This is a genomic window from Bacillus paralicheniformis (genome assembly GCF_002993925.1).
GTDB lineage: Bacteria > Bacillota > Bacilli > Bacillales > Bacillaceae > Bacillus > Bacillus paralicheniformis.
The window spans coordinates 1,346,759-1,369,692 of sequence record NZ_CP023665.1 but is presented as its reverse complement, the minus strand read 5'-3'; the positions used below and the strand labels follow the sequence as shown (position 1 = coordinate 1,369,692).

Below are 22,934 nucleotides of genomic sequence, written 5' to 3'. Positions count from 1 at the left end.
AAAACCACTTTCCCGCAAGGAAAGTGGTTTGGAATTTGCATAAATACATACTCAAATACCGTGCCACTTCCCTACGCAGGTTTGAACCTGTTCAGGTTATGAGGGTCTAAAAGTCACACTTTTATCTCAGCCCTTATCAAGGACTCCCCTAGTGGAAAACATTTCTTGTTCATTCAGTTTATACTTTTATCTTATCACGAATTGCAAAATGGTCAAGCATCAGTCTCCAAGCGTTTTTCTCAATTCCGCAATATATTCGCGCGAACCGGTGGCGATCAGCCTGTCACCCAACTGCAGCCTTGTATCCCCGTGGGGCACGATGCTGTCCACCCCGCGGAAAATTCGGACGAAGATAACATCTCCCGTAAACGGAAACTCCCTTAACAGAACACCGTCAAATCGCTCATTGCTCATATTGATCTGATACAGCGACGCATCCTGGTTCGTCAGGAGTTTCATAACGCCAGGCGCCTCGATAAGCGCGCGCAGCAGCGTTTTTGTAGAAAGCAGAATAGAGAATGTATCAATTCCGTTATCTTTCAGTCTGGATTCGGCGTCTGGAGAATCTGCGCTGGCGATAATTCTCGCGACTTTCTGCTCCTTCGCAAAAAGCGCGATCCCTGTATTGCGCTCTTCGCTGCCAGTGGCCACGACGAGTATATCCGTTTGGAAAACGCCGAATGATTGAAGCGTCTCGTATTCATAATCAGGCAAAACTTCAACATCAAACACCGGGTCCGCCAGATTTTCTTCCTTTTTTTCCTGCCGGACATGCAGGATTCTGACGTGATAATCTTCCGGAGAAAGTTCGAGCGTGACTGGCAGCGTCATTTGATTTGCGCCGATAAAGGTGATCGTCTTTTTCTCTTTTTCGCTTTCCGTTTTCGGCATTAATTTTTTAAAGCCGGTCGGTGTGATGATGCATGTAATGACAGCGACCAGAATCAGCGCGCCGGACATCTGCGCGTCAATGACGCCGATGCGCTCGCCGATCGTTGTCGCCGCGATCACCAAAGAAAGCGTGGAAGTCAGGAGAAAACCGGAAGCCAGCACGGTTTTCATGTCATACCACTTTTTCAAAAACAGCACCGGAACGACTTTGCTGATTAACAGAGCCACAAACAGAAGCGGGATCATCACTAAAATTTTCGGATTGCCAAACAGTGACCAAATGTCCAATTTGACGCCTGTCATCACAAAGAAGATCGGGATGAGGAATCCGTATCCGAATGAATCGAGCTGCTGAACGAGCTCCTTGTTCGGCGAAAGCAGCGAAACAAGCACCCCGGCCAAAAACGCGCCAAGTATGTTTTCTGCACCGAGCGACTCGGACAGCGCCACAAGTACGATGATCAGCGTAAATATCGCCCTTGTGCCGATCTGGATCGTTCCTTTTGACAGCACTTCGACAAAAGGCCGCTTTTTAAATATCCTTCCGAACAGGTATAAAACGACGCCGGCGGCAAATAAGATCATCAGCAGCCACATATTGCTGTTTTCGTCCCCGTAGATTGAGGCGAACACTGCAAGCAGAATCATCGTGACAAGATCGGCAATGACGGCGACAAGCAAAATAATCTGGCCGATATTTGTCTTCATGAGACGCTCTTCTTTCAGCGTCGGAACGACAACCCCGAGCGAAATTGTCGAAATGATCAGCGTCATTAAAAAGGCGTTGTCAATAAATCCTGCCATGACAAAGCTGTAAGAAAGGCCGAGCGATAAAATAAAGACGGCAATAAAGATGACCGAAGCCGTTTTAAATGTATTCGGCGCTTCCTTTCCGCTTGGAAGCAGCTGCTTTTTCTTTCCTTTTTCAAATGCGGAAAAATCGATTTCAAGCCCGCTTAAAAACATTAAAAAGATAAATCCGAGCATCGATAAAGTTTCGAGCCATGTATCGTGCTGGGCGACCAGATCGAACCCGCTTTTTCCGATAATAAGACCCATGATAATTTCAGCGACAACCACCGGTATGCTTAACCTGAAACGGTGCAGCAGGATGGGCGTTAAAAATGCGATAATCAGTACGACAACTAAAGATGAGACAGATGTGTGCTCCATAAACTGGTACCTCCTCTAAAACCGGTTTCCGGGTATGATTAGCGTTCCCTTTTTTAAAAATAAAAGGGACATCTTTTTAGACATTTTCATGTGGGAAAAGAACCGTCTGAACTCTTTTCTCACAGGTGTAAAAATCGATTTTAACAATGCTCGCTCAGAAAAAAAAGTAATATGCCTGATTTTCTCCGGCGAAAGTCGCTGAAGCTTGATTTATATATGGACTGGGCAATGTATATACATACGCAGACAGGAGGCAGAAAACGCATGAAATATGATGTAATCGGCGATATTCACGGGTGCTATGACGAAATGATTGCGCTGATTGAAAAGCTCGGTTACTCGCTGTCATCGGGGTTTCCCGTTCATCCGGAAAACAGAACACTTGTCTTTCTCGGGGATTTAACAGACAGAGGGCCAAAATCGCTGGAGGTCGTTGAATTTGTAGGACGGGCCGTTGAAGAAGGAGCTGTGCGATATGTGCCCGGCAATCACTGCAATAAGCTGTACCGTTTTTTCAAAGGCAATCCGGTGAAGCTGCAGCACGGGCTGGAGACGACGGCGGCGGAATACAGAAACCTTCCGAAACATAAACAGAAGGATATCAGAGACCTTTTCATGCGCCTTTATGAAAACGCCCCGCTTTATGAGATCCTGCATAACGGCGAACTTGTCGTCGCACATGCCGGCATCAAAGCGGAAGACATCGGCAAAAAGCCTGTCGGAAAAGTAAAACAGTTTGTGCTATACGGAGATATTACAGGAGAAACGCTGCCTGACGGACGGCCGGTCAGGCGGGACTGGGCCGCTCATTACAAAGGCGATCCGTGGGTGGTGTACGGCCACACTCCTGTCAAACGTCCGCGAATGATACATCATACGATCAATATCGATACCGGTTGTGTATTCGGCAACAGGCTGACCGCTTTCAGATACCCCGAACTGACAACCGAATCTGTCCCCTCTTCATTGCCTTATGATGAGTCAAGATTCCGTATGGAGCCATAAAAAAAGAGAGCTTAATTCAGCTCTCTATCAACTGACTCATATCATGCGCAACCGGCGCTTGAAACGTCAGCTCTTCCATTGTGAAGGGATGAAAAAACGTCAGCGTCTCACTGTGGAGCGCCTGCCGATTGATGAAGCCACGGGTTCCTCCGTACAGCGTATCACCGCACAAAGGATATCCGATATGACTCATGTGAACTCGGATCTGATGGGTTCTCCCGGTTTCCAGACGGATGGAGACATCCGTCATACCGCTGAAGCGCCTGTTCACCCAAAAATGCGTCACCGCTTTTTGCCCGTCGGGGATCACCGCACGCTCGATGATGCTCGATGATTTTCTGCCGATTGGCGCATCGATCGTTCCCTGCTCTTCTGCGATCAAACCGTGGACGACCGCCCGATATTGCCGTTTGACGGCTCCCTTTTTTTGCAGTCCCGATAAAAGCGAGTGGGCGAAGCGGTGCTTGGCTACAAGCATGACACCCGATGTGTCGCGGTCAAGCCTGCTCACCAGGTGAACGGTCGCGCGCACGCCCGTCCGCTGGTAATAATGAATCAGACCGTTCGCCAAGCTGCCTGATGGATGCTCGCGCGAGGGAATCGACGACAGGCATGGCTGTTTATTTAATACGAGGACATGGTCATCTTCGAACAAAATATCAAGCGGAATTTCTTCCGGGCGCAAAGATTCGCTCATTTTTTCCGGAGGGAACTGTATGACGAGCTCGTCCCCTTTTTGAAGAACGTATCTGACCGTTACATGCCCGCCGTTTACCAAAAGATCCCCGCCGCCGAATTTGATGTCCGTCAGCATCCTTTTTGAAATGCCCAGCCGCTGGACGTATTCTTTCAAAAGAACCCCGCTGTCCTCTTCTGTTATGATCTGTTTCATCAAAAAATCGCTCACAGCAAACCTTCCTATTCTCCTTTTCCGATAAAGGAATCCTGGACCCTTTTCCAAAACGGAAACGGCCGAAAGCGGGCAAACCTGATATTTTCGTTTGCGACGCGGCATTGAATTGACTTGACGTCTTTATGCAGCAATGTCAAATGGTCAATCGCGACTTGAAACGTCACATCATTAATCGGTTTAATTAAACAAGTGTGGTGCTCAGGCAGAATGAGCGGCGATCCGACCGTCCGAAACACCCGGTTGTTGATCGACGCCATTTCAGCCAGCTGGACCGCTCTGATGGACGGATGAATAATCGCACCGCCGAGCGCCTTGTTATATGCCGTGCTTCCCGATGGGGTCGATAAGCAAAGGCCGTCGCCGCGGAACGTTTCGAAAAGTTCCCCTTTAATTTCGACATCTGTCACAAGCGTCCCTTCGATGCTCTTGATCGTACATTCGTTCAGCGCCAAATATCTCGCTTCATCGCTGCCGTCATTGTAGCGGACGATAACTTCCAAAACCGGATATTCAACAATTTGATACGGCGTTTTCGCAATCGCGATTACGAGTTTTTCAATCTCGGTCGGCACCCAGTCGGCATAAAAGCCGAGATGTCCTGTATGAACCCCGACAAAGGCCGTTTTGTCGAGGCGGCCGCTGTATTTGTGAAATGCGTATAAAAGCGTTCCGTCACCACCGACGGAAATGACGATATCCGGCTCTTCTTCATCGCATTCAAGACCGAAGTCGAGCAGATATGTTTGAATTTTGCTTTTTAATGAATCGGAAACATCATTTCCTTTGGACGATACCGCAAACTTCATCATTCCATCTCCTTTCCCCTAACCGTCATCCTCATCCTTTTTCTTGCGTGAAAATGCCACGTGAGCCTCCTGAATCTCGCCCCTGATCTCGGACATTTCCATATCGAGCCTTGATGCTGCTTCAGAAGCTCTTTGAAGCCTTAATTTTACTTTTTCCGGAATGTTGCCGCTGTATTTATAATTTAAAGAATGTTCGATTGTCGCCCAAAAATTCATCGCCAGCGTCCGGATTTGAATTTCAACCAAAATCTGTTTTTCCCCGTTGATTGTCTGCAAAGGGTACAGCACGACGAGGTGGTAGGAGCGGTAGCCGCTCTCTTTATGTTCCGCGATATAGTCGCGCTTATCCACGACCGTGAAGTCCTTTCTCGCCAGAAGCATATCGACGACAATGCGAATATCCTCAAAAAATTGGCACATGATTCTGAGCCCGGCAATATCTTGCATGCTTTCAATGTTGTGCAGAGGAATGTTTTTCCGCTTGGCCTTCTCAAGAATACTCGGAACAGGCTTCACCCGCCCTGTCACGAATTCGATCGGCGAATGTTCCTCCTCGTATTCGTAAAGGGTCCGGATCCCTTTCAGCTTCACTTTCAGCTCTTCAACAGCCTGCCGGTACGGCGCTAAAAATTGCTCCCATTGTTTTTCGTCCATAAACCTTCCCCCAATTTCATCGCCTTTTTTTCTAGAGGAATATCCGTTTCACTCTCTCTTCCATTTCTTCGCCATAATTTGCATTATCTTTAATATTCTCTATTAAATATCCGAGCTCATCATGGAACCCGTTAAGCTCCAGCTCCGTGTTTCCGATATGTAAAAACACAGGAAGATTGGCGTCGAGGGCCGCTTTAAGATCGGACCAGATGCCTTCGTTTAAAATGACGTATTCAAAGGAATCGTCCTGTTCAAGTATGTATACAAATGCAAAATGATCGGAGTCTGTCAGCATGCGTCCGGCCGGTTTCCGCTCCGCTCCGTCATTGATTTCGCTGGTCAACACCAGCCGGTCGTTTCGCAGATTGGCTTCTGTAATCTCAATTCTGTTCTGCATAATGCTCTCCTTTACAATAAAAGTACAGATTCATTTTATCATATCAGCTTCAATATTGATAAACGTTCCTTCTCAAGAGATAATAAGGAAAATGCAATTTTACCAGCTGAGAGGATGAAAAAATTAAAGAATGAGCCAGGAACTTGAAATCGAATTTAAAAATATGCTGACAAAAAAAGAATTTGAGAAAATCAAATCATATTATCAATTTACTTCCGAGCAATTTGTTATACAAAAAAACCATTATTACGATACGTCCTCCTTTTCTTTAAAAGAAAAAGGAGCGGCTTTAAGAATTCGCGAAAAACAGCAGCGATATGTACTGACATTAAAAGAGCCGGCACCTGTAGGTCTGATGGAAACCCACCAGGAGCTGACCGGGAAGCCCGAATTTGAAACGTTCACAATTCCGCATGGACCGGTATACGATCGCCTGAAGCGCCTCGGCATTCAACCGGACGAGCTCATCCTTTTCGGAACGCTTGCAACAAGCCGTGCAGAAAAAAAATTGCCGCAAGGCTTAATTGTTTTGGATCACAGCCGATACTTAATGGTAGAAGACTTTGAAGTTGAATTCGAAGTGACAGACTATGAACGCGGAAAACGGGATTTCTCTGAACTGCTGAAATCGTTCGGCATCCCTGAGCGTGAAACCAAAAATAAAATCATCCGATTTTATGAACAAAAACTTAAAGATCAATAAGGTGGGAAAACAATGAACGTCAACCATTTGGCCGCCCTTTTGGAACTACAGGCGATACGGTCGTTTTATCCGGCTTCAGACAGCGGTTCCGAAGATGCTGGTTTTGATTTCAGCTCGATTTTAAACCAATATTTAAGCAATGTCGGTGGTTTGGAGCCTTCACAGCCCGCGGTTGTTCCGGCCGTGTCGACAGGGTCTCAGCTCCAGGCGCCGCTGACAGCCGAAAAGCCTGCGGCAATTGCGGCCGTCCCATCTGCCGCAGCGAAACCCGTCTCTTTCGGCGGCCAAAATCAGAGCATTGACCAGATCATCAAAAACGCCGCAGAAAAATACGGAGTCGATGAGAAGCTGATTCATGCCGTCGTCAAGCAGGAATCGCGCTACCAGGAAAAAGCGGTCAGCCCGGCCGGCGCCATGGGCCTGATGCAGCTCATGCCGTCAACGGCGAAAGCGCTCGGCGTGAATAACGCTTTTGACCCCGTACAAAATATAGAAGGCGGAACAAAATACTTAAAGCAGATGCTCGATAAATACAGCGGGAATGTGAACCTCGCATTAGCGGCCTACAATGCCGGACCGGGAAATGTCCAAAAATACGGAGGCATTCCCCCTTTTAAAGAAACGCAAAATTATGTAAAAAGAATCACCTCAAATTACTATGCTTAAGCCGGAAAGGATGCTTTCCGGCTTTTTTTGTCCGCATTTACTTCCTCTTTGATCCTCCCGGTATTAAAAATACACATTTAAGAAGCGAATATGATATGATATTTGAAACAAAATCAGCGATTTTCGCCCGCAGGCAGAAGTCGGTTTGTTTGTAGAAATGGAACGAGGTTGCTAAAATAAGTATATACAATCGTGAAATAATAAATGATGCACAAGATAAATATTTTTTTGCGATAGGAATCGGTATATTTTCCTATTAGCCATATTAAAAGGAGTAGTCAACATGGGACAATCGTTTAACGCACCTTATGAAGCGATTGGAGAAGAGCTTCTATCGCAACTTGTTGATACTTTTTATGAGCGTGTAAAGCGGCACCCGCTGCTCTACCCGATTTTTCCGGACGACTTAACGGAAACGGCAAGAAAACAGAAGCAATTTTTAACGCAATATTTAGGCGGTCCGCCGCTTTATACAGAAGAACACGGACACCCGATGCTGAGGGCGCGGCACCTGCCGTTTCCAATCACACCGGAACGGGCGGACGCATGGCTTTCGTGTATGAAAGAGGCAATGGATCATGTCGGTTTAAAGGGCGAAATAAGGGAATTTCTTTTTGAAAGGCTGACATTGACAGCCAGACATATGGTAAATCAGCCTAAAATGGAGGATGGTTCACATTGACACTAAATCAGCGTGACCAATTTTTCTCCCATTGCCATGGACATCCGCAAAAACCGATGGAAATTTATATGTTTGTCGACCCTTTGTCTCCCGAATGCTGGGCTTTGGAGCCGGCGATCAAAAAGTTGAAAATCCGCTACGGCCGTTTTTTCACACTAAGGATCATCGCCGCATGCAGCATCACAGCGCTGAACGTTCAGAAACGTAAAAAGCACCGCCTCGCAGAGGCATGGGAAAAGATCGCATGCAGATCAGGCATGTCTTGTGACGGGACGCTCCTGCATGACAAAGCGCTCTCCGCACCATACCTCGCTTCACTCGCTTTAAAAGCGGCGGAACTGCAAGGCAGAAAAGCAGGGCTGCAGTTTTTGAGATGCATGCAGGAAAGCCTGTTTCTCAATCGGCAGGATATCACCGAAGAACAGGTGCTGCTGGCGATCGCAGAGCATACACAGCTCGATCTGGAGGAATTTAAAAGGGATCTTCATTCGCAGAGCGCCGTGAAAGCCCTGCAATGCGATTTGAAAATCGCTGCCGAAATGGAAGTGGCATCTGTCCCGACTCTTACGTTTTTTAACAGTCTCCGCGAAGGAGAAGGCTTAAAAGTAACCGGAAATTATTCATACGAGATTTACGAAGAAGTATTGTTTGAGATGCTCGGCGATGAGCCGAAGCCTTCACAAACACCTCCGCTCGAACTTTTTATCGAATACTTTCAATTTGTAGCCGACAAAGAAATTGCCGTCGTTTACGACTGGACGCTGGAAGAGGTGGAACGGGAAATGAAAAAGCTCGCGTTCGCCCGCAAAGTCGAAAGAGTGGAAGCGAAACACGGCATGTTCTGGCGCTATATAAACGGACATCATGATGCCGGACCGCTTTATCAATGCGAAAAATAGCACGGGTTTCTCCCGTGTTTTTTTTCGCGCTAAAACGAACGCACGTTCCTTTTTGAAGCAGTAAGAAACCGCGCCGGGATAAGCGCGGTTTCTAATTATGTCTTAACGACAACAAAGGGGATGGGAGAAATTTTTCACGGTCAAACAAAGGGGTAAATGTTTGTTTGTGATCAATTTCACATCTTTATAATATCAAATCATGTCGAGTTTTGACAACTGATTTCATTAGTTTTCACATTTTTGTCACAAAAACATAAAAAATAGATGTCCATCATATGATCAAAGTAACAAAGAAAACGAGCCCGCCGCACGTTGCCATACCGCGATTTATGCGAACTGGCGCCCGGTTTTGCTGCCTTTTTGCGCCTCGTCTCCCCCTGTGAAATTTTATCAGTCCTTAGGAGGGTTTTTATGCTTCAGATCATTTTAGGACTTGCATCAATATTATTTTTTTTCGTCTTGAATATTTTAGGTTTGATGAATATGTTTCCCCTTTATATTACGTCCCCTCTCTTATTTATATCAATCCTTTTTACGCTCAGCCGCCTCAACCACCGCAAAACATTTAAAGGTTTTTGACCTCATCGAAAACAAGGCTGCCGGTATAACCGGCAGCCTCTTCTATATACTCGCCTATTATGAATGATTGACTTTTTGCAAAAGTTCTTCCATTTCGTTCAGCTGCTCTTCAAACTTTTTGCACGCAGCTTCGATCGGCTCCGAAGATGTCATATCAACACCGGCTTTTTTCAGCACTTCAATCGGATAATCCGAGCTACCCGCTTTCAAGAACTCAATATAGCGGTCAACAGCCGATTTGCCTTCTTTTAAAATCTGCTGACTGAGTGCCTGAGCTGCACTGAAGCCTGTCGCATACTGATACACATAATAATTGTAATAGAAATGCGGTATTCTTGACCACTCAAGACCGATTTCCTTATCAATCTCAATATTGTCACCGAAATATTTCTTATTCAAATCATAGTAGATGCTCGTTAACAGCTCAGGTGTCAGCGGTTCCCCTTCCTGGGCTTTGCTATGGATCTCATGTTCAAATTCGGCAAACATCGTCTGTCTGAAAACCGTTCCTTTGAAGCCTTCAAGCATATGATTCAAAATGTAGAGCCGCTGTTTTTCATCGTCGATTGTATTCAGCAAGTATTCTCCCAAAAGTGCTTCATTCGTCGTAGAAGCTACTTCGGCTACGAAAATGCTGTAGTTTCCGTACGGGTAAGGCTGATATTTTCTCGTATAGTAGCTGTGCACGGAATGGCCGAATTCATGGACGAGCGTAAACAAATTATTGACGTTGTCCTGCCAGTTCATCAAAATATACGGATTTGTTCCGTAAGTTCCTGAAGAATAAGCGCCGCTGCGTTTTCCTTTGTTTTCATACACATCGACCCAGCGGTTGTTCAATCCTTCTTTCAGGATGGATGAATATTCTTCCCCTAAAGGCGTCAAACCTTTTAGCATATAGTCCTTGGCCTGCTCGTAGGTAACTTTCATTCCAGAGTCCTTTACCAGCGGAGTATACAGATCATACATGTGTACTTCATCAAGCTCAAGCACTTTTTTTCTAAGCTCAACATAGCGGTGAAGAAGCGGGAGATGCTTGTTGATCGTGCTGACAAGATTGTCATAGACTTCTTCAGGAATGCTGTTTCGCGACAAAGCAGCTTCCCGCGCCGATTTATAATGTTTAACCTTCGCATAAAAGTTGTCTTTTTTCACAGCTCCGCTGAGCGTGGAAGCGAGCGTGTTTTTAAAGCGGCCGTATGTTTCGTAAACCGCCTTGAATGCCGCGCGGCGGACATCGCGGTTCTCGCTTTCCAAAAAGGTGACATAATTGCCGTGTGTGAGCTGTACCTTTTCTCCATTTTCATCGGTGATCTCCGGAAATTCCATATCAGCGTTATTCAGCATGCCGAACGTGTTGGAAGAAGATGAAAGAACATCAGACGCTTCGGCCAAAATTCCTTCCTCCTCCTCGCTCAGTACGTGAGGACGCTCTTTATTGATTTCTTCGAGAGCATGCGAGTAAAGCTTTAACTCCTCTTTTTCCAGCAGGAACTGCTGAAGCTTTTCTTCCTGAATCGATAGTATTTCCGGCACCATGTAGGCCGTCGCGCTCGCAGCCTGGGTATAGAGGTTGGCCGCTTTATCATTGAGACCTTGGTAAAAAGAATTTCCAGTATCCTGATCATAGCGCATGTGAGCGTAAGTATACAGCTTCCCGAGACGCTCCATCACCTTATCCTGATAAGTCAGCGCTTCATATAGATCATCGGCGGAATGGCCGAGCCTGCCCTTGAATTCGGAAAGCTTGGGCAGCAGTTCTTTAACGGCTTGAAATTCCTCGCTCCAAGCATCATCTGACGGGAAGATATCCTCAAGTCTCCACGTGTCTTCTTGCTTCACCTCTTCTCTTGAAGGCAGTTTCTTCGATTTTTTTTCTTCAGCCACTGTCAATCCCCTCGCTTTCTTTACTCCAAGTCCATTGTTGTCCAATAAACTTGTATTGTGTTTATCTTCTGTTTTTTCACCGTCTTTTGTCAAATCATATGCGAAAAAAAAGACGCAAAATCCCGCCGTTAAAAAATAAAATACATATCTTTTGATCTGAAACAGCCCGGACACCACCTTCCTTTCTTTAGGTTGAACGAAAGGCTTGATAATCATTCGGAAAAATAATGTTCATCCCTTTTTAACAGCGCCTCCAGCCGCGGCTCCGGAGCAACAGGACCCGCGGAATAATAAAATTCCTCTTTCCTCTCTAAAAATCCTTTTTTATGCAAAAAACAAATGTATTCACAAACGGCATCAGCAGCCGTTTGCTGCCCGCTCCATCTCAGCTTCAGCCTTTTGCCCTTGACGAGCCAGTCCATATAATGAACCGCAGACTGCAGGCGAAACGTATCATGCTTCGTTATAAATAAGAAAAGGTGCCCTTGCCACACATAAACCGGGTGGGCAAAAATATAGCCTGACGGCACCGGGAGAAAGACTTCTGAGGGGAAAAAAGGGAGCGGGAGCCGGAACTTTTCATAAAAGAGCGCGGCCATCTGCTTCGCTTCTTTTGATAAAAAACGCACGGTCGACATTCGAAAGCTGCGGATGTTTTCTTTCCAACCTTTAAGCTGGAGAGGCGAACAGTTTTCCCATGCGGTTAAATCATGCCAGCCTGCTTCAGCAAGTGGGAGAAAACGCAAGGATGCGGATGTTTTGTTTGTTTGAAAGGGAATCAAGTGTTCGAGGATGATGAAAGCCTTTTGTTCGGGGCAAAAAAACAGGAGCTTAGGAGGCTTATCCCTTTTCTGAGCGAACTGCCAGTGAAACCCTGAAAGCTGAAAAAAACTCCTCGTCAAGCGTCTTACCCGGTTACCGCCCAGAATCCACAACGGCTCGATTCCCAGTTTGAGAAAGCCGTCCGTTCTTTTTCGGTACGCTGCTGCATCGAGATTCGCACATTGAAATTCAACTGCAACCTGGCGGGTTCCGTATTCCAGAAGCAAATCGGGCCTTTGTCTGATCTCTTGCAAATACGGTTCAAGCACCGGGTGGAAGCCTTGTCTGCCGAGCCATTCGTACAACAGCCGTTTTCCTTTCAGGTGATAGGAGCTCTCCGGTTCATGTTGCACCGGACATGCTGCACCCTGCTTATGAGCGAAGTGCGGGAGCTTGACAGCACCGACTTTCAGGTCGAGTTCACACCGGCAAACCGGACAGTAAAATAAATGTCTTTTTCTCAACCGCTTGAGATCTTCGGTTTTGTATCCGTCGGCAAGACAGATGATCTCTTCTTGATCGATCATTGCACTGAACATATTGTCTCTCTCCTTCCTGTTTGATCAAGTATTCAACATGCGCGGAAGCTTTCCTTTTTTTGAAAACGCTTCAAAATCAGGCCGATTTTATATAAAGTAGTATTATAGAACTCGAAATTTTTAGAAAAGGAGTTTTTGACATCAAACGGAAGCTGACCACCAAGCTTACATTGCTGATTCTCACCCTGCTATTCATCTTGCTTTCTGTTATGAGCGGCCTCTATTTAATCATTTTAGAAAATTCGTTAAAAACACAAATTCAAGCCAGAGCGCTCGATATGGCGAAAACGCTCGCCCAGATGCCTTCCGTCCAGGAAGCCTTTGAAACGGACGATCCGTCCCGAATCCTTCAGCCAATTGCAGAAAACGCGAGAAAGCAGTCCGGTGCGCAATACATTGTGATCGGCTCGGCGGATGCGATTCGCTATGCGCATCCGCACCCGGGAAAAATCGGCAAACCGATGGTCGGCGGAGACAATCAGCGCGCTCTTAAAAAAGGGGAAGCATATATTTCGGAAGCCGTCGGCACGCTTGGCCCGGCCATCAGGGGCAAAGCCCCGATCCTTAATGAAAACGGCAAAATCGTCGGAATCATCTCAGTCGGTTTTTTAAAAGAAAATATTCAGGATACCGTCTCGCAATATCAGACAAAATTAATATTTTTATTAGGATTTGTCGTGCTGATGGGGGTTTTGGGAGCCGTCTATATTTCCCGCAATGTCAAAAAGTCCATTTTCGGTCTTGAACCTTATGAAATTAATCAATTATATACTGAAAAACAGGCGATTACAGAATCTGTGCACGAGGCCTTGATCGCCATCAACAAACATGAAGAAATCACGCTCTTGAATAGAAAAGCGTGTGAGCTCCTTCGCGTCGAAAGCGAAGATCAGTGGCTCGGCAAACCGATTTCCGAGCTTCTTCCAGATACGCTGCTCCCCGAAGTGATGAAAACGAAAACTGCGCAAAAAGATCAGGAATTAACGATCGGAAATGAAGAATTAATCGTCAACAGAGTGCCGATTTTCGAAAACGAAAAAATCCGCGGGGCCGTTGCAAGCTTCAGGAGAAAGACGGACATTGACGAACTCTCCAAAAAGCTGGCGCAAACTTCGCAATACGCGGAAGGTCTGAGAGCCCAGACCCACGAATATTCAAACAAGCTGAACACAATCGCGGGACTGATCAAGCTGGAAAGCTATTCTGAAGCGCTCGAATTGATCCAAAAAGAGAACAAAAGCCATCAGGAAATGCTGCGATTTCTCATCCATTCGATTCCTGATCCGCTTCTTTCCGGGTTGCTGCTGGGAAAGGTCAACCGTGCAAAAGAGCTGCACATCAACCTGGAAATCGATGAAAGCTCAAAATTGGACGCTTTGCCGGACGAAATGGACAAAGGCAAATTCATTACGATTTTAGGAAATTTGATTGAGAATGCTTTTGACGCCGTTTCCCACAAAAAAGACCGCAGCATCCTTGTCTTCTTGTCAGACGGGGGAGATCACATCTTAATTGAAGTCGAAGACTCGGGAGACGGTATTCCCGAGGAGGAACAGGAGCGGATCTTTCAAAAGTTTTATTCGACAAAAGCGGCTAATCACCGCGGTCTCGGCCTCTTTTTAGTCAAAGAAGCCGTCAATGCGTTAAACGGACAAATCAAAGCGGATAAAAGCGACCTTGGCGGAGCATTGTTTACTGTCGTGATACCAAATAGAGAAACGCTGGGGGACTGACCTATGAAAGCATTACAAGTGTTTATCGTAGAGGATGACATCAGGAACGCTGACATACATCAAAAACTGATCAGCAAAATTGAAGGATTTTCTGTTATTGGAATCGCAGAAAATTTTCAAGATGCAAAGGATTTGCTTCCGGACGTGAAGCCCGATCTTGTCCTGCTCGACATTTTTCTGCCGGACGGCTCAGGCATGGAGCTTCTCTGGCTGATCAGACAAAAGCTCAGACATACAGACGTCATGATGATTACGGCTGCGAAAGAAGTTGAGTATGTCGAACAGGCGATTCGCGCGGGAGCCGTCGATTATTTGATCAAGCCGATTATGTTTTCCAGGCTGAAAGAAACGCTGTTAAACTATCGGTCCTACCGGCTCAAGGTAAATGAAATGTCTTCAATCGATCAGACAGACGTTGACAGCTTGATGGCAAAAAGGCGAAGCATCATGAAAGAAAAACAAACCGCTGAAGCCGATTATCCGAAAGGAATCGACGGCCTGACGCTGAAAAAAGTAGCCGGCGTTTTAAACAAAAGTGAAAACAGCGATGGCATCACCGCCGAAAATCTCGGGCGCACCATCGGTGTCAGCCGGACGACCGCAAGGCGCTATTTAGAATTTTTAGCTGCGGAAAAGCATGTAAAAACAGAACTTTTCTATGGAACCGTCGGACGTCCCGAACGCCGCTACAAGCCTGTGAAAAATGAAAGTCCGGAAACGTAGCGTTCCGGACATCAAAAGCTCAGCCTTCCAAATCGATCGACTTTTTATTTTTGTTCTTCATTGCCCGGGAAATCGGCGGTACGATGAGCGACAAAAGAGCCGTAATCAATAAACCGATTGTGACGGGACTTTCAAAAAACACGGACAGGCTTCCTGATGACAGCGTCATCGCTTGTCTAAACGATTCTTCCATCAAACTTCCGAGAATAAAAGCTAAAATAAACGGAGCCGCCGGAAAAGACAGCACTCTCATAAAATACCCGAGGATTCCGAAGAACACCAGAATATAAAGATGTACGACATTAAATGTCACAGCATAGACGCCGATCAGGCAGAAAACAAATATGAGCGAAATTAAAAGCTGCTTCGGAATCAGAAGAATTTTTGACAAGAAAGGAATTAACGGCAAATTTAAAATCAGCAGAAATAAATTGCCGATATACATGCTTGCGATCACGCCCCAGAACACGTCGGGATGATCCGTCAGCATGAGCGGTCCCGGCTGAACGCCGACGACCAAAAGGGCGCCGAGCAGGACGGCCGTTGTTCCTGATCCGGGAATCCCGAGTGTCAGAAGGGGTACGAATGCGCCGCTCGTTGCCGCATTGTTCGAAGTCTCAGGTGCTGCGACCCCTTTGATATTTCCCTTGCCAAACGTTTCAGGATGTTTTGAGATTCTCTTCTCTGTAATATAAGAAATAAATGATGCAATTGTCGCCCCTGCACCGGGCAGGATGCCGAGCAAAAATCCGATGACCGAATGCCTTGCGATCGGTCCCGAAATCTCTTTCATTTCGCTTTTCGTCACCTTCAGGCTGCCGACCTGAGACGCTCCTTCCGTCATCGGCTTGTTCCGCGTCTTGATCAAGAACGCAACTTCAGCAAGTGCAAACAAACCGAGAGCCACGATCAGAAAATCGATGCCTTCCAGAAGGCTTGCCGCACCGAATGTAAACCGTTCGGTCCCCGTCTGCGGATCAATCCCGATGGTAGCGGTCATAAAGCCCAATGTCGCAGAAATCAGCGCCTTGACTGTCGATCCTTCGGAAAGGCTTGAAATTGCCACCAAGCCGAGCATCATCAATGCAAAATATTCTGTCGGTCCAAATGTCACCGCAATGTTTGCCATTGTCGGTGCGACGAGCATCAGCGCAACTACGGTGATCGTTCCGCCTGCAAAGGAGCAAATTGCAGCGATGGCAAGGGCTTTTCCCGCTTTCCCCTGCTTTGCCATCGGATAGCCGTCAAACGATGTTGCGACAGTGCCCGCTACTCCGGGGGCATTTAACAGAATCGATGACGTCGAACCGCCAAAGACCGCTCCGTAATAGACACCCGCCATCAAAATTAACGCGGAGGCCGGGTCCATTCCGTAACTTAACGGGATCATAATGGCAATCGCAGTGATCGGCCCAAGCCCAGGCAGCATCCCGATAACCGTCCCGATCAGCACCCCGATAAAAGCGAACATGATATTCTGCGGAGTCAGCGCCACCTGAAATCCGTATAATATACTATCTAACATGCACTTTCCTCCTTATGTTCGATTAAAAAGGCATAACCCCCTGCGGAAGCATGATGTTGAGCACATAGTTGAATGAAAAATAAATTGTGCCGCTGAAAATCAGTGAAACGAGCGCAGCCGTTGTCCAATTTCGATATCCCAACACCGCGGGCAAAACGATCAGCAGCATTACCGTAGAAAGCAAAAATCCGATGAATTCCAAAATCGAAATGTAGATCAACAGAGAAGCAACACAGAGCATCATGACCTTGACGTCTTTTTTCTTCAGCTGAAACAGCTTTTTCACCGTTGTATCTTTTTGATCTTTTTCAAAAAACAGAAATACACCCAAAATGAGAAGCAATATGCCTAAACTTTTCGGCAGCACGTCCGCATCGATCACCGCGTACGGATAGCTGTCTAAATTAAAGCTGAGCGCCAGGTAAATGGCTGCCACAGCCAAAATGATGACAGAAACGGCCCGGTTTGTGATTCTCATGGTTTACACCAGCCTTTCTCGATTTCAGCTTGCCGGTCGCCGGCTGTGCCAGGCAAAGCTTTTAAGGCTTTCCCGTGCCGGCAACCGCGCGGAGACCATTTTATTTGCCACCCAATCCGATATCATCAAGGAGCGCTTCCATTTCTTTATATTGAGCGTCAAGATAGTCTTTGAATTCTTGATGGCCCATAAACTTATCCGTCCATCCATAGCTGTCCCGAATCGATTTCCAGCTGTCTTTTTCCATCATCTCTTTGATTTTTTCTTCATAATATTTTACGGCGGACTCGCTCATCCCCGGAGGTCCCATAAATCCTCTCCAGACCGTAAATTCATCATCGATTCCCTGCTCTTTTAAGGTCGGAAAATCTTTGACCGTATCTCCTTTCATGCGTTCGGGAGCGGTGATGGCCAGCACTCTGACTTTTCCGGCTCGCGCCTGTTCGGCCGCTTCACCGACACCCGTCGAGTAGACGTCGGCTTTTTTACCGAGCAGCATGCTCATCCCGGCGCCGTCTTGCGCCGTAATGTATTTCAGCTCTTTCGCATCAACGCCAGCCTTTTGAACAGCGCTGACAAATTGCATGTGGTCCATGCTTCCCGGAGAAGACGTCCCTACAATAGAGGCTTTTTTCGGATCTTTTTTCAGCGCATCCACAAGATCTGTCATCGACTGATAAGGCGAATCTTTATGAACAACAAACGCTCCGTAGTCGGCAATCACGCTTGCGATCGGCGTAAAATCATTGTGACCGTACTGGGATTGTCCGTTTAAAGGCACGAACAAAATCGGCGGAGATGTAACAAACAACGTATGGTTATCACCTTTTTTGCGGTGGACATACGACCATCCCGACGCTCCCCCGCCGCCCGGTTTATTGACGACAGCCATCTTTTCAATCAATTTTTCTTCACCCATAATTTTCGAGATCGTTCTGGCCGTTGTATCCCATCCCCCGCCGGCTCCGGCAGGCGCAACGACCTCAATTGCTTTCGAAGGTTTAAAGTCTTTTTCGTTCGCGGCTTTATTTGAAGCCGTGTTTCCGCCGCATCCTCCCAAAATCAGCGCAAACACAAGCAAAATTGTAAAGCCGTAACATCTACCCCTCTTTGTCATGTTGTGCTCCCCCTTCATTGTAATCGCTTTCATTATAGCTTCCCCGACTTTTCGTGCACAGTTTAACTGCATAATATTCTTTTTGTTCATAAAGTTCACAAAAAGTCTTCCTCAAATAGAGATGTAATTTTTGTTAAAGGATAATTATGGGATCAACTTCTGACCAATTAAAAACCCCTCTCCGCAGAGAAGGGTCAGTCTTTCAATTTGATATTACATTTTTTAAGGAAGGTACATCGCAAATTTGCCGTTTGCCACAAGGCTGTTCAGCATGTAAAGACATGATCCGTAATAATCTTCTGGAATATATGTGCTGTTAAACGCATTGGCAAATCCCGTCCTTAATGATGCATCGCTTGCTGCAGTCGCGCCGCCCGCATTGGCGGCGATCAGGCCAACCGGGCTTCCTTTTTTGACGGCCGTCCCATTCAGCGTATATTCATGGGCCGTTCTCCCGTAGTTTTCCCGTTTCATAAACGTCAAGAACTTGTTAACCGCTTTTTGCTCGCTGGCGCGATATGCGTTATCTGCCGAGGACCAAAGTGTATGATCCATAGCGATATGAGACACCGTCCGCCAAGCATCATAGCTGAAATTTCGGTCTGTTTCCGTTGAGGAATGAGCCGCATCGCTTACGCCGTCAAAGCCGGCTTCGTCGGGAAACAGCCCTGTGGCCGCATTGGTGACGGTTGATCCGTTATTTAACACGCTTTTAAACGTTGTTTCTGACAAGTATGTTCGAGATTTATTTGCTGCATCTTTCCAAAAATACTGCTGGCTGCTTCTGGCGCTTTTAGCGAACAACTCGAAAAAAGCAGGAACGTGGTAGGATGGGTCCGTCCAATTGACATAAGGGCCGAATCGAACCATCGCATAGCGCTGATCCTTGCTGTTTTTAATAAACACTCGCGATTCCTTACCGGTGTTGGCGTATTCTCCATCACCGGCCAAAGCGTCAAGCATGTCTTGAGCCCGCTCTTTGTAATCATACGGGTATTTTTTATCTCCCCAGCGGCCAGATGCCATCATGAGCGCTGCCGCAAACCAGACCTCGCCGTCAGATGCAACATTCTGATCAATGGTTTGCACGTCTGAGCCGTTCGTTTTCATATGCCAGCTATGGTAGCCGTACAAACTGTCGTTTCTGTCGGAATGGCGCATATATTTACGGACGAAATCCCACAGCTTTTGGAACTTATACTCATCATTCATTTGCAGCGTAATCATCATCCCGTAACTCATACCCTCTGTTTTGACGCTGTAGTAGCCATTTCCCAGGTTATCGTCCGTCGGCGAAGCGATGTAAGCTGAACCGTCCTTCATATAATGAAACAGCGATCCGCCTTTACCATCGCCTTTTGTATCAAAGTATTTTTTATAGGCCTGATTCAAATTGTTTTTACCCGTTGTTCCGAGAATATCCGGAGTCTTGGAATGTACGGCTGCCATGGCTGTTTGAGAATAAGCGGCACAAAAACATGTTAAACCAATAAAGACAGCCATGATCCATTTTAAACTTTTTCGCATCAAATCAATCTCACCTTTCAAAATTTGTCATAACACCAATCCATCTTAATCAATGAAACTGGAAGTGTATAGATCAGATTGACCCTATTCGGTTTGGGCCGAAATGATCGTTTTCTTTTGAAAGTGGTGAGCCGTTTGAAAGATGTAGAACGGGAGGAGGGAAGTTGTGGAGAATTGAAGCTCTTTGTTATATTTGTTCCAGAAAGTTAAAGCCGGCTTCAAAAGAAACCGGCTTTTTTATGCGAAGTGCTTTTTTATTGTATGAAGAGCATGATCCGCTGCAATCAGTGTTCCATACTCTTTCAGCATATGAATCGTCGTCTTTGATTCTGAGGCATACTCCAGCAGAATGCTCAGCTGGTTTTCCACCTCTTCATCAGGCAGTTCACTGAAATCCACGAATAAATAATAGCGGTTCTCGTGAGAGTACAATGTCGTTTGGCAGCCGCTGATAGACATTTTTGACAGTGAGATTAAATCCTCAAAATCGTCAAACTTTAAAACAAACTGCAGTTTCTGCTCTTCTGCCTGCTCTTCTTTTTGAAAGTCGTCAAGCAAAGCATCAAGGCTTTCTTCTGCTACATGCTGTTTTTTATCTTCAGGAATCGGCAGTTCCAGCTTTTGTCCGTCTTTGGACAGCTGAGCTCTTGTCACAATGATTTCCAATCCCTTATCAAGGGCCTGCACTTGAATCCAAAGGGGGCCTTCAACGGCAAACTCTTCTTCTTCGTGCACTTCGTCCATCATTTCCCAAAAAAGCTCTTCACTGCGTTCTCGATTGTACCAAATTTCTTCTCTGTCAAACCCGCGGTCTTCGATATCACCGTAGGAAATATAAAACTTAACCGTATGTTCGTTTATTCTTTCGATTTCCATTTGCCAACCTTCCCTTCTTTGTAAGATGTTGAAGGGATAACTAAGCTCCCAATTAATTGTACTTTACTACACTTTACCCATTACGTCCACTTCTTAACCTTATCCATAATCAATCTTTATTTTCTATTTTATGATAAAAAAGGCGGAAAAGAAATAAAAACGCCTCCAAAGCCAAGCTAACATATTTTCCGGCCTGCTTCATATATTAGTTGTACAAGCAGCAGCTGTAGATGCGGGTGCCTTTTAGGCAAGTCCCGATGCAAAGGCAAAGCGAGGTGCCAGTTGATGGAACACGATGTACTGATGTCGTTCCTTGTGATCATCGGAATCGATCTCATACTTGGCGGCGACAACGCTGTTGTGATTGCAATGGCAAGCCGTCATTTGCCTCCACGGCAAAGACAAAAAGCGATCATCATCGGCACATTGATCGCCATCATGATGAGAATCGCGCTAACAATGGCAGCAGTGTACCTGCTCGCGGTTCCTTATCTGCAATTTATCGGAGGAATCTTCCTGTTGTACTTAGGATATCAGCTTTTGATTGAGAAAAAAGATGCCCAGCATGTCAAAGGCGGGACATCTTTATTTAAGGCGATCCGTATCATCGTGATTGCCGATTTGTTCATGTCGCTCGATAATGTGATTGCGGTCGCTGGAGCTTCGCACGGACGCCTGATGCTAGTCGTTGTCGGCTTGATGGTCTCCGTCCCGGTCATCATTTGGGGCAGCAGGCTGATTCAAGCGGCCCTTGCAAAGTTTCCGCTCTTCATATACGCGGGAAGCGGACTGCTCGCTTATACCGGCGGCGAAATGATCGTCAGGGAGCAGGAGTTGTCTTCCTTTATGGCGCAGCATAGCACCCTCGAAATGCTGCTGCCCGTCCTGACGGTGATTTTTGTGATTCTAGCCAGTATTTATTATGAACAGACGAGTGAAAAGCATTAAAAAAAGAAGGCTGAAAAATTCAGCCTTCTTTTAGTTTGCGAGACGCTGCGCTTCACGAAGCTGGAATGTGCGCACTTTGCGCGGCAGGAAGCGGCGGATTTCGTCTTCGTTGTATCCAACCTGCAGGCGCTTTTCGTCAATGATGATCGGACGGCGCAAAAGGCCCGGATGTTCATTGATGAGCTGGTACAGCTCTTGAAGCGGCATTGTTTCAAGGTTGACGTTCAATTTTTGGAACACTTTGGAACGGGTTGAAATAATTTCGTCTGTTCCGTCCTCCGTCATTCGTAAAATCTCTTTTATTTCATCAATTGATAAAGGCTCTGAAAAAATATTTCTTTCCGTATACGGAATATCATGTTCTTCTAACCATGCGCGCGCCTTTCTGCAAGACGTGCAGCTTGGGGATGTATATAATGTAACCATATTGCTTCACTCCTTAAAAAGTAGAATGAAATTAGCGTATTCTTAAATTGAAATAAATCTAAAAAAGTAATCTTTATTGAGTATTATACTATAAAAAAGTAAGTGTGAACAGTCTGTAACAGAAATTTTTTGACAATCCAGCGACTTTTGCTTTTTTATGCCATCTGTTATTCTCATTTAGCTCAATTCATCGAAAATGTTCTTTTGTTTATGATCGTCAACAATCGTAAGGACGTCATCCACATCTTCATAAGATTCTCCATACCACTTCTCATCTTTGTATGTATGGATTTTTTCGTACGTTTCTTTCATCGCGTCAAACACTTCTTTCTCTGTGTTTGATTTTGGAGACCAATACAAAATCTCCATTTTGTTCACTTTGCCGGTTGCGAGTGACCGGCGACGGTAACCAATCGACTCAGCGTGTTTAAAGTTTTCCTTTTGATAAAATTTAAGACGTTTCGCCGTATCGGCATCATCTTCATCCACGGGCTCGACTTCGAGGAGGATCGGTTTGTTTTTCTTTTTCAGCTTCTCAATCAGCTTGGAACCAAGTCCCTGTCCTCGCGCGTCTTTAGAAACGAATAAATAGTCGATGAAAATAAAAGAGTCGAATTCGGCGTACATCAACACATGATGACGGCCTTCTTCTTTATGGTAAATATCGTTTTGTTCCTTTAACAATGCTTCCATGTGCTCTTTTGATTTCATTTCTTCAATTGGGAAATACTCGCTAAGCTTCTCATACCAGTTCATTGATTTGCTCCTTATGGATGTTCTAATTTCACACTTTAGATATACCCGCTTTCTTTTTAGTTTAAACAAAATCTTTTTAGAAAGGAGCTTCAGTGAAGCTGAGCATGTTACCTACATATACTAAGACGGTTGTCTCCCGCGAAGGTTTCAAATTTTTTCTCAAAAAATTGCCGGCGGTTGTTCGGCATAAAAAAAGACAGCCTTGTGAC

23 protein-coding genes, 1 pseudogene and 1 riboswitch are annotated in these 22,934 nt (G+C 45.9%); of the genes and pseudogenes, 9 read left to right on the top strand and 15 right to left on the bottom strand.

Annotation, left to right across the window (positions count from 1 at the left end; all coding sequences use genetic code 11):
- Nucleotides 1-51 precede the first annotated feature (51 nt).
- A riboswitch (TPP riboswitch) is annotated at nt 52-160 on the bottom strand.
- Between the two features lie 59 nt (nt 161-219).
- Nucleotides 220-2,064, bottom strand: a complete 1,845-nt coding sequence (locus CP943_RS06925; protein ID WP_020450952.1) for a monovalent cation:proton antiporter family protein — start codon at nt 2,062-2,064, stop codon at nt 220-222.
- A gap of 264 nt (nt 2,065-2,328) precedes the next feature.
- On the opposite strand from CP943_RS06925, the gene prpE reads away from it, so the two are divergent.
- On the top strand, nt 2,329-3,069 hold the full coding sequence (prpE, locus tag CP943_RS06920; RefSeq protein WP_020450951.1) for a bis(5'-nucleosyl)-tetraphosphatase PrpE: 741 nt from the start codon (nt 2,329-2,331) through the stop codon (nt 3,067-3,069).
- A 16-nt stretch (nt 3,070-3,085) separates the two neighbouring features.
- Here prpE and CP943_RS06915 read toward each other — a convergent pair whose 3' ends face one another.
- From CP943_RS06915 to CP943_RS06900, 4 genes are read right to left on the bottom strand one after another with little or no spacing between them, the layout of a single operon-like run.
- A complete protein-coding gene (locus tag CP943_RS06915; RefSeq protein ID WP_031305089.1) occupies nt 3,086-3,961 on the bottom strand; it encodes an RluA family pseudouridine synthase in 876 nt (291 codons plus the stop codon).
- Nucleotides 3,962-3,987: 26 nt separating this feature from the next.
- Complete coding sequence (locus CP943_RS06910) at nt 3,988-4,788, bottom strand: NAD kinase (protein ID WP_023856668.1); 801 nt, start codon at nt 4,786-4,788, stop codon at nt 3,988-3,990.
- A gap of 18 nt (nt 4,789-4,806) precedes the next feature.
- Entirely contained in the window at nt 4,807-5,442 is a 636-nt protein-coding gene (locus CP943_RS06905; protein WP_003180661.1) for a GTP diphosphokinase, read from the bottom strand.
- Between the two features lie 31 nt (nt 5,443-5,473).
- Nucleotides 5,474-5,839, bottom strand: a complete 366-nt coding sequence (locus CP943_RS06900; protein ID WP_003180659.1) for a UPF0738 family protein — start codon at nt 5,837-5,839, stop codon at nt 5,474-5,476.
- Nucleotides 5,840-5,969: 130 nt separating this feature from the next.
- On the opposite strand from CP943_RS06900, the gene CP943_RS06895 reads away from it, so the two are divergent.
- The 5 genes from CP943_RS06895 to CP943_RS22630 all read left to right on the top strand — a co-directional run bounded on the left by CP943_RS06895 (nt 5,970) and on the right by CP943_RS22630 (nt 9,368).
- Nucleotides 5,970-6,542 carry a CYTH domain-containing protein gene (locus CP943_RS06895; RefSeq protein ID WP_025811633.1) on the top strand — a complete coding sequence of 191 codons (573 nt, stop codon included), beginning with the start codon at nt 5,970-5,972 and terminating at the stop codon, nt 6,540-6,542.
- Between the two features lie 12 nt (nt 6,543-6,554).
- Complete coding sequence (locus tag CP943_RS06890) at nt 6,555-7,208, top strand: lytic transglycosylase domain-containing protein (protein ID WP_026579897.1); 654 nt, start codon at nt 6,555-6,557, stop codon at nt 7,206-7,208.
- Nucleotides 7,209-7,491: 283 nt separating this feature from the next.
- Entirely contained in the window at nt 7,492-7,890 is a 399-nt protein-coding gene (locus CP943_RS06885) for a globin domain-containing protein (protein ID WP_003180652.1), read from the top strand.
- Nucleotides 7,887-8,789 carry a protease adaptor protein SpxH gene (gene spxH, locus CP943_RS06880; protein ID WP_003180650.1) on the top strand — a complete coding sequence of 301 codons (903 nt, stop codon included), beginning with the start codon at nt 7,887-7,889 and terminating at the stop codon, nt 8,787-8,789. Before CP943_RS06885 ends, spxH begins: the two co-directional genes overlap by 4 nt.
- 411 nt (nt 8,790-9,200) lie before the next feature.
- A complete protein-coding gene (locus CP943_RS22630; RefSeq protein WP_023856663.1) occupies nt 9,201-9,368 on the top strand; it encodes a hypothetical protein in 168 nt (55 codons plus the stop codon).
- Between the two features lie 57 nt (nt 9,369-9,425).
- On the opposite strand, the gene pepF is transcribed toward CP943_RS22630, so the two are convergent.
- Together pepF and CP943_RS06865 are read right to left on the bottom strand one after the other, a co-directional pair.
- The gene (pepF, locus tag CP943_RS06870) at nt 9,426-11,255 is read right to left on the bottom strand and encodes an oligoendopeptidase F (protein ID WP_023856662.1); all 1,830 of its coding nucleotides are present in this window, start codon (nt 11,253-11,255) and stop codon (nt 9,426-9,428) included.
- A gap of 212 nt (nt 11,256-11,467) precedes the next feature.
- The gene (locus tag CP943_RS06865; protein WP_020450943.1) at nt 11,468-12,616 is read right to left on the bottom strand and encodes a competence protein CoiA family protein; all 1,149 of its coding nucleotides are present in this window, start codon (nt 12,614-12,616) and stop codon (nt 11,468-11,470) included.
- 170 nt (nt 12,617-12,786) lie between these two features.
- Here CP943_RS06865 and CP943_RS06860 point away from each other — a divergent pair, with 170 nt between their 5' ends.
- The gene (locus CP943_RS06860; protein ID WP_199792122.1) at nt 12,787-14,349 is read left to right on the top strand and encodes an ATP-binding protein; all 1,563 of its coding nucleotides are present in this window, start codon (nt 12,787-12,789) and stop codon (nt 14,347-14,349) included.
- A gap of 3 nt (nt 14,350-14,352) precedes the next feature.
- Nucleotides 14,353-15,072 carry a response regulator gene (locus CP943_RS06855; RefSeq protein WP_020450941.1) on the top strand — a complete coding sequence of 240 codons (720 nt, stop codon included), beginning with the start codon at nt 14,353-14,355 and terminating at the stop codon, nt 15,070-15,072.
- A 19-nt stretch (nt 15,073-15,091) separates the two neighbouring features.
- On the opposite strand, the gene CP943_RS06850 is transcribed toward CP943_RS06855, so the two are convergent.
- From CP943_RS06850 to CP943_RS22275, 6 genes and pseudogenes are all read right to left on the bottom strand, one after another.
- Nucleotides 15,092-16,597 (bottom strand): tripartite tricarboxylate transporter permease, encoded by a 1,506-nt coding sequence (locus CP943_RS06850; protein WP_003180636.1) that lies wholly within the window; start codon nt 16,595-16,597, stop codon nt 15,092-15,094.
- A gap of 22 nt (nt 16,598-16,619) precedes the next feature.
- Nucleotides 16,620-17,075 (bottom strand): tripartite tricarboxylate transporter TctB family protein, encoded by a 456-nt coding sequence (locus CP943_RS06845; protein ID WP_003180634.1) that lies wholly within the window; start codon nt 17,073-17,075, stop codon nt 16,620-16,622.
- 100 nt (nt 17,076-17,175) lie between these two features.
- Nucleotides 17,176-18,192, bottom strand: coding sequence for a tripartite tricarboxylate transporter substrate binding protein (locus tag CP943_RS06840; RefSeq protein ID WP_023856657.1), 1,017 nt, complete (start codon nt 18,190-18,192; stop codon nt 17,176-17,178).
- Nucleotides 18,193-18,414: 222 nt separating this feature from the next.
- Nucleotides 18,415-19,719: a family 8 glycosyl hydrolase gene (locus CP943_RS06835; protein ID WP_105980876.1), complete on the bottom strand. Its 1,305-nt coding sequence runs from the start codon at nt 19,717-19,719 to the stop codon at nt 18,415-18,417.
- 237 nt (nt 19,720-19,956) lie between these two features.
- Entirely contained in the window at nt 19,957-20,595 is a 639-nt protein-coding gene (gene mecA, locus CP943_RS06830) for an adaptor protein MecA (RefSeq protein WP_003180627.1), read from the bottom strand.
- Nucleotides 20,577-20,702, bottom strand: a pseudogene (locus CP943_RS22275) (hypothetical protein). The gene mecA and the pseudogene CP943_RS22275 overlap by 19 nt, the downstream one beginning before the upstream one ends.
- Nucleotides 20,703-20,880: 178 nt before the next feature.
- Between CP943_RS22275 and CP943_RS06825 the strand changes: the two are divergent.
- Nucleotides 20,881-21,543: a TerC family protein gene (locus CP943_RS06825; protein ID WP_020450936.1), complete on the top strand. Its 663-nt coding sequence runs from the start codon at nt 20,881-20,883 to the stop codon at nt 21,541-21,543.
- Nucleotides 21,544-21,573: 30 nt separating this feature from the next.
- Here CP943_RS06825 and spxA read toward each other — a convergent pair whose 3' ends face one another.
- Both spxA and CP943_RS06815 read right to left on the bottom strand, forming a co-directional pair.
- Nucleotides 21,574-21,969: a transcriptional regulator SpxA gene (gene spxA, locus CP943_RS06820; protein ID WP_003180621.1), complete on the bottom strand. Its 396-nt coding sequence runs from the start codon at nt 21,967-21,969 to the stop codon at nt 21,574-21,576.
- 177 nt (nt 21,970-22,146) lie between these two features.
- Nucleotides 22,147-22,725 carry a GNAT family N-acetyltransferase gene (locus CP943_RS06815; protein WP_003180619.1) on the bottom strand — a complete coding sequence of 193 codons (579 nt, stop codon included), beginning with the start codon at nt 22,723-22,725 and terminating at the stop codon, nt 22,147-22,149.
- Nucleotides 22,726-22,934 lie beyond the last annotated feature (209 nt).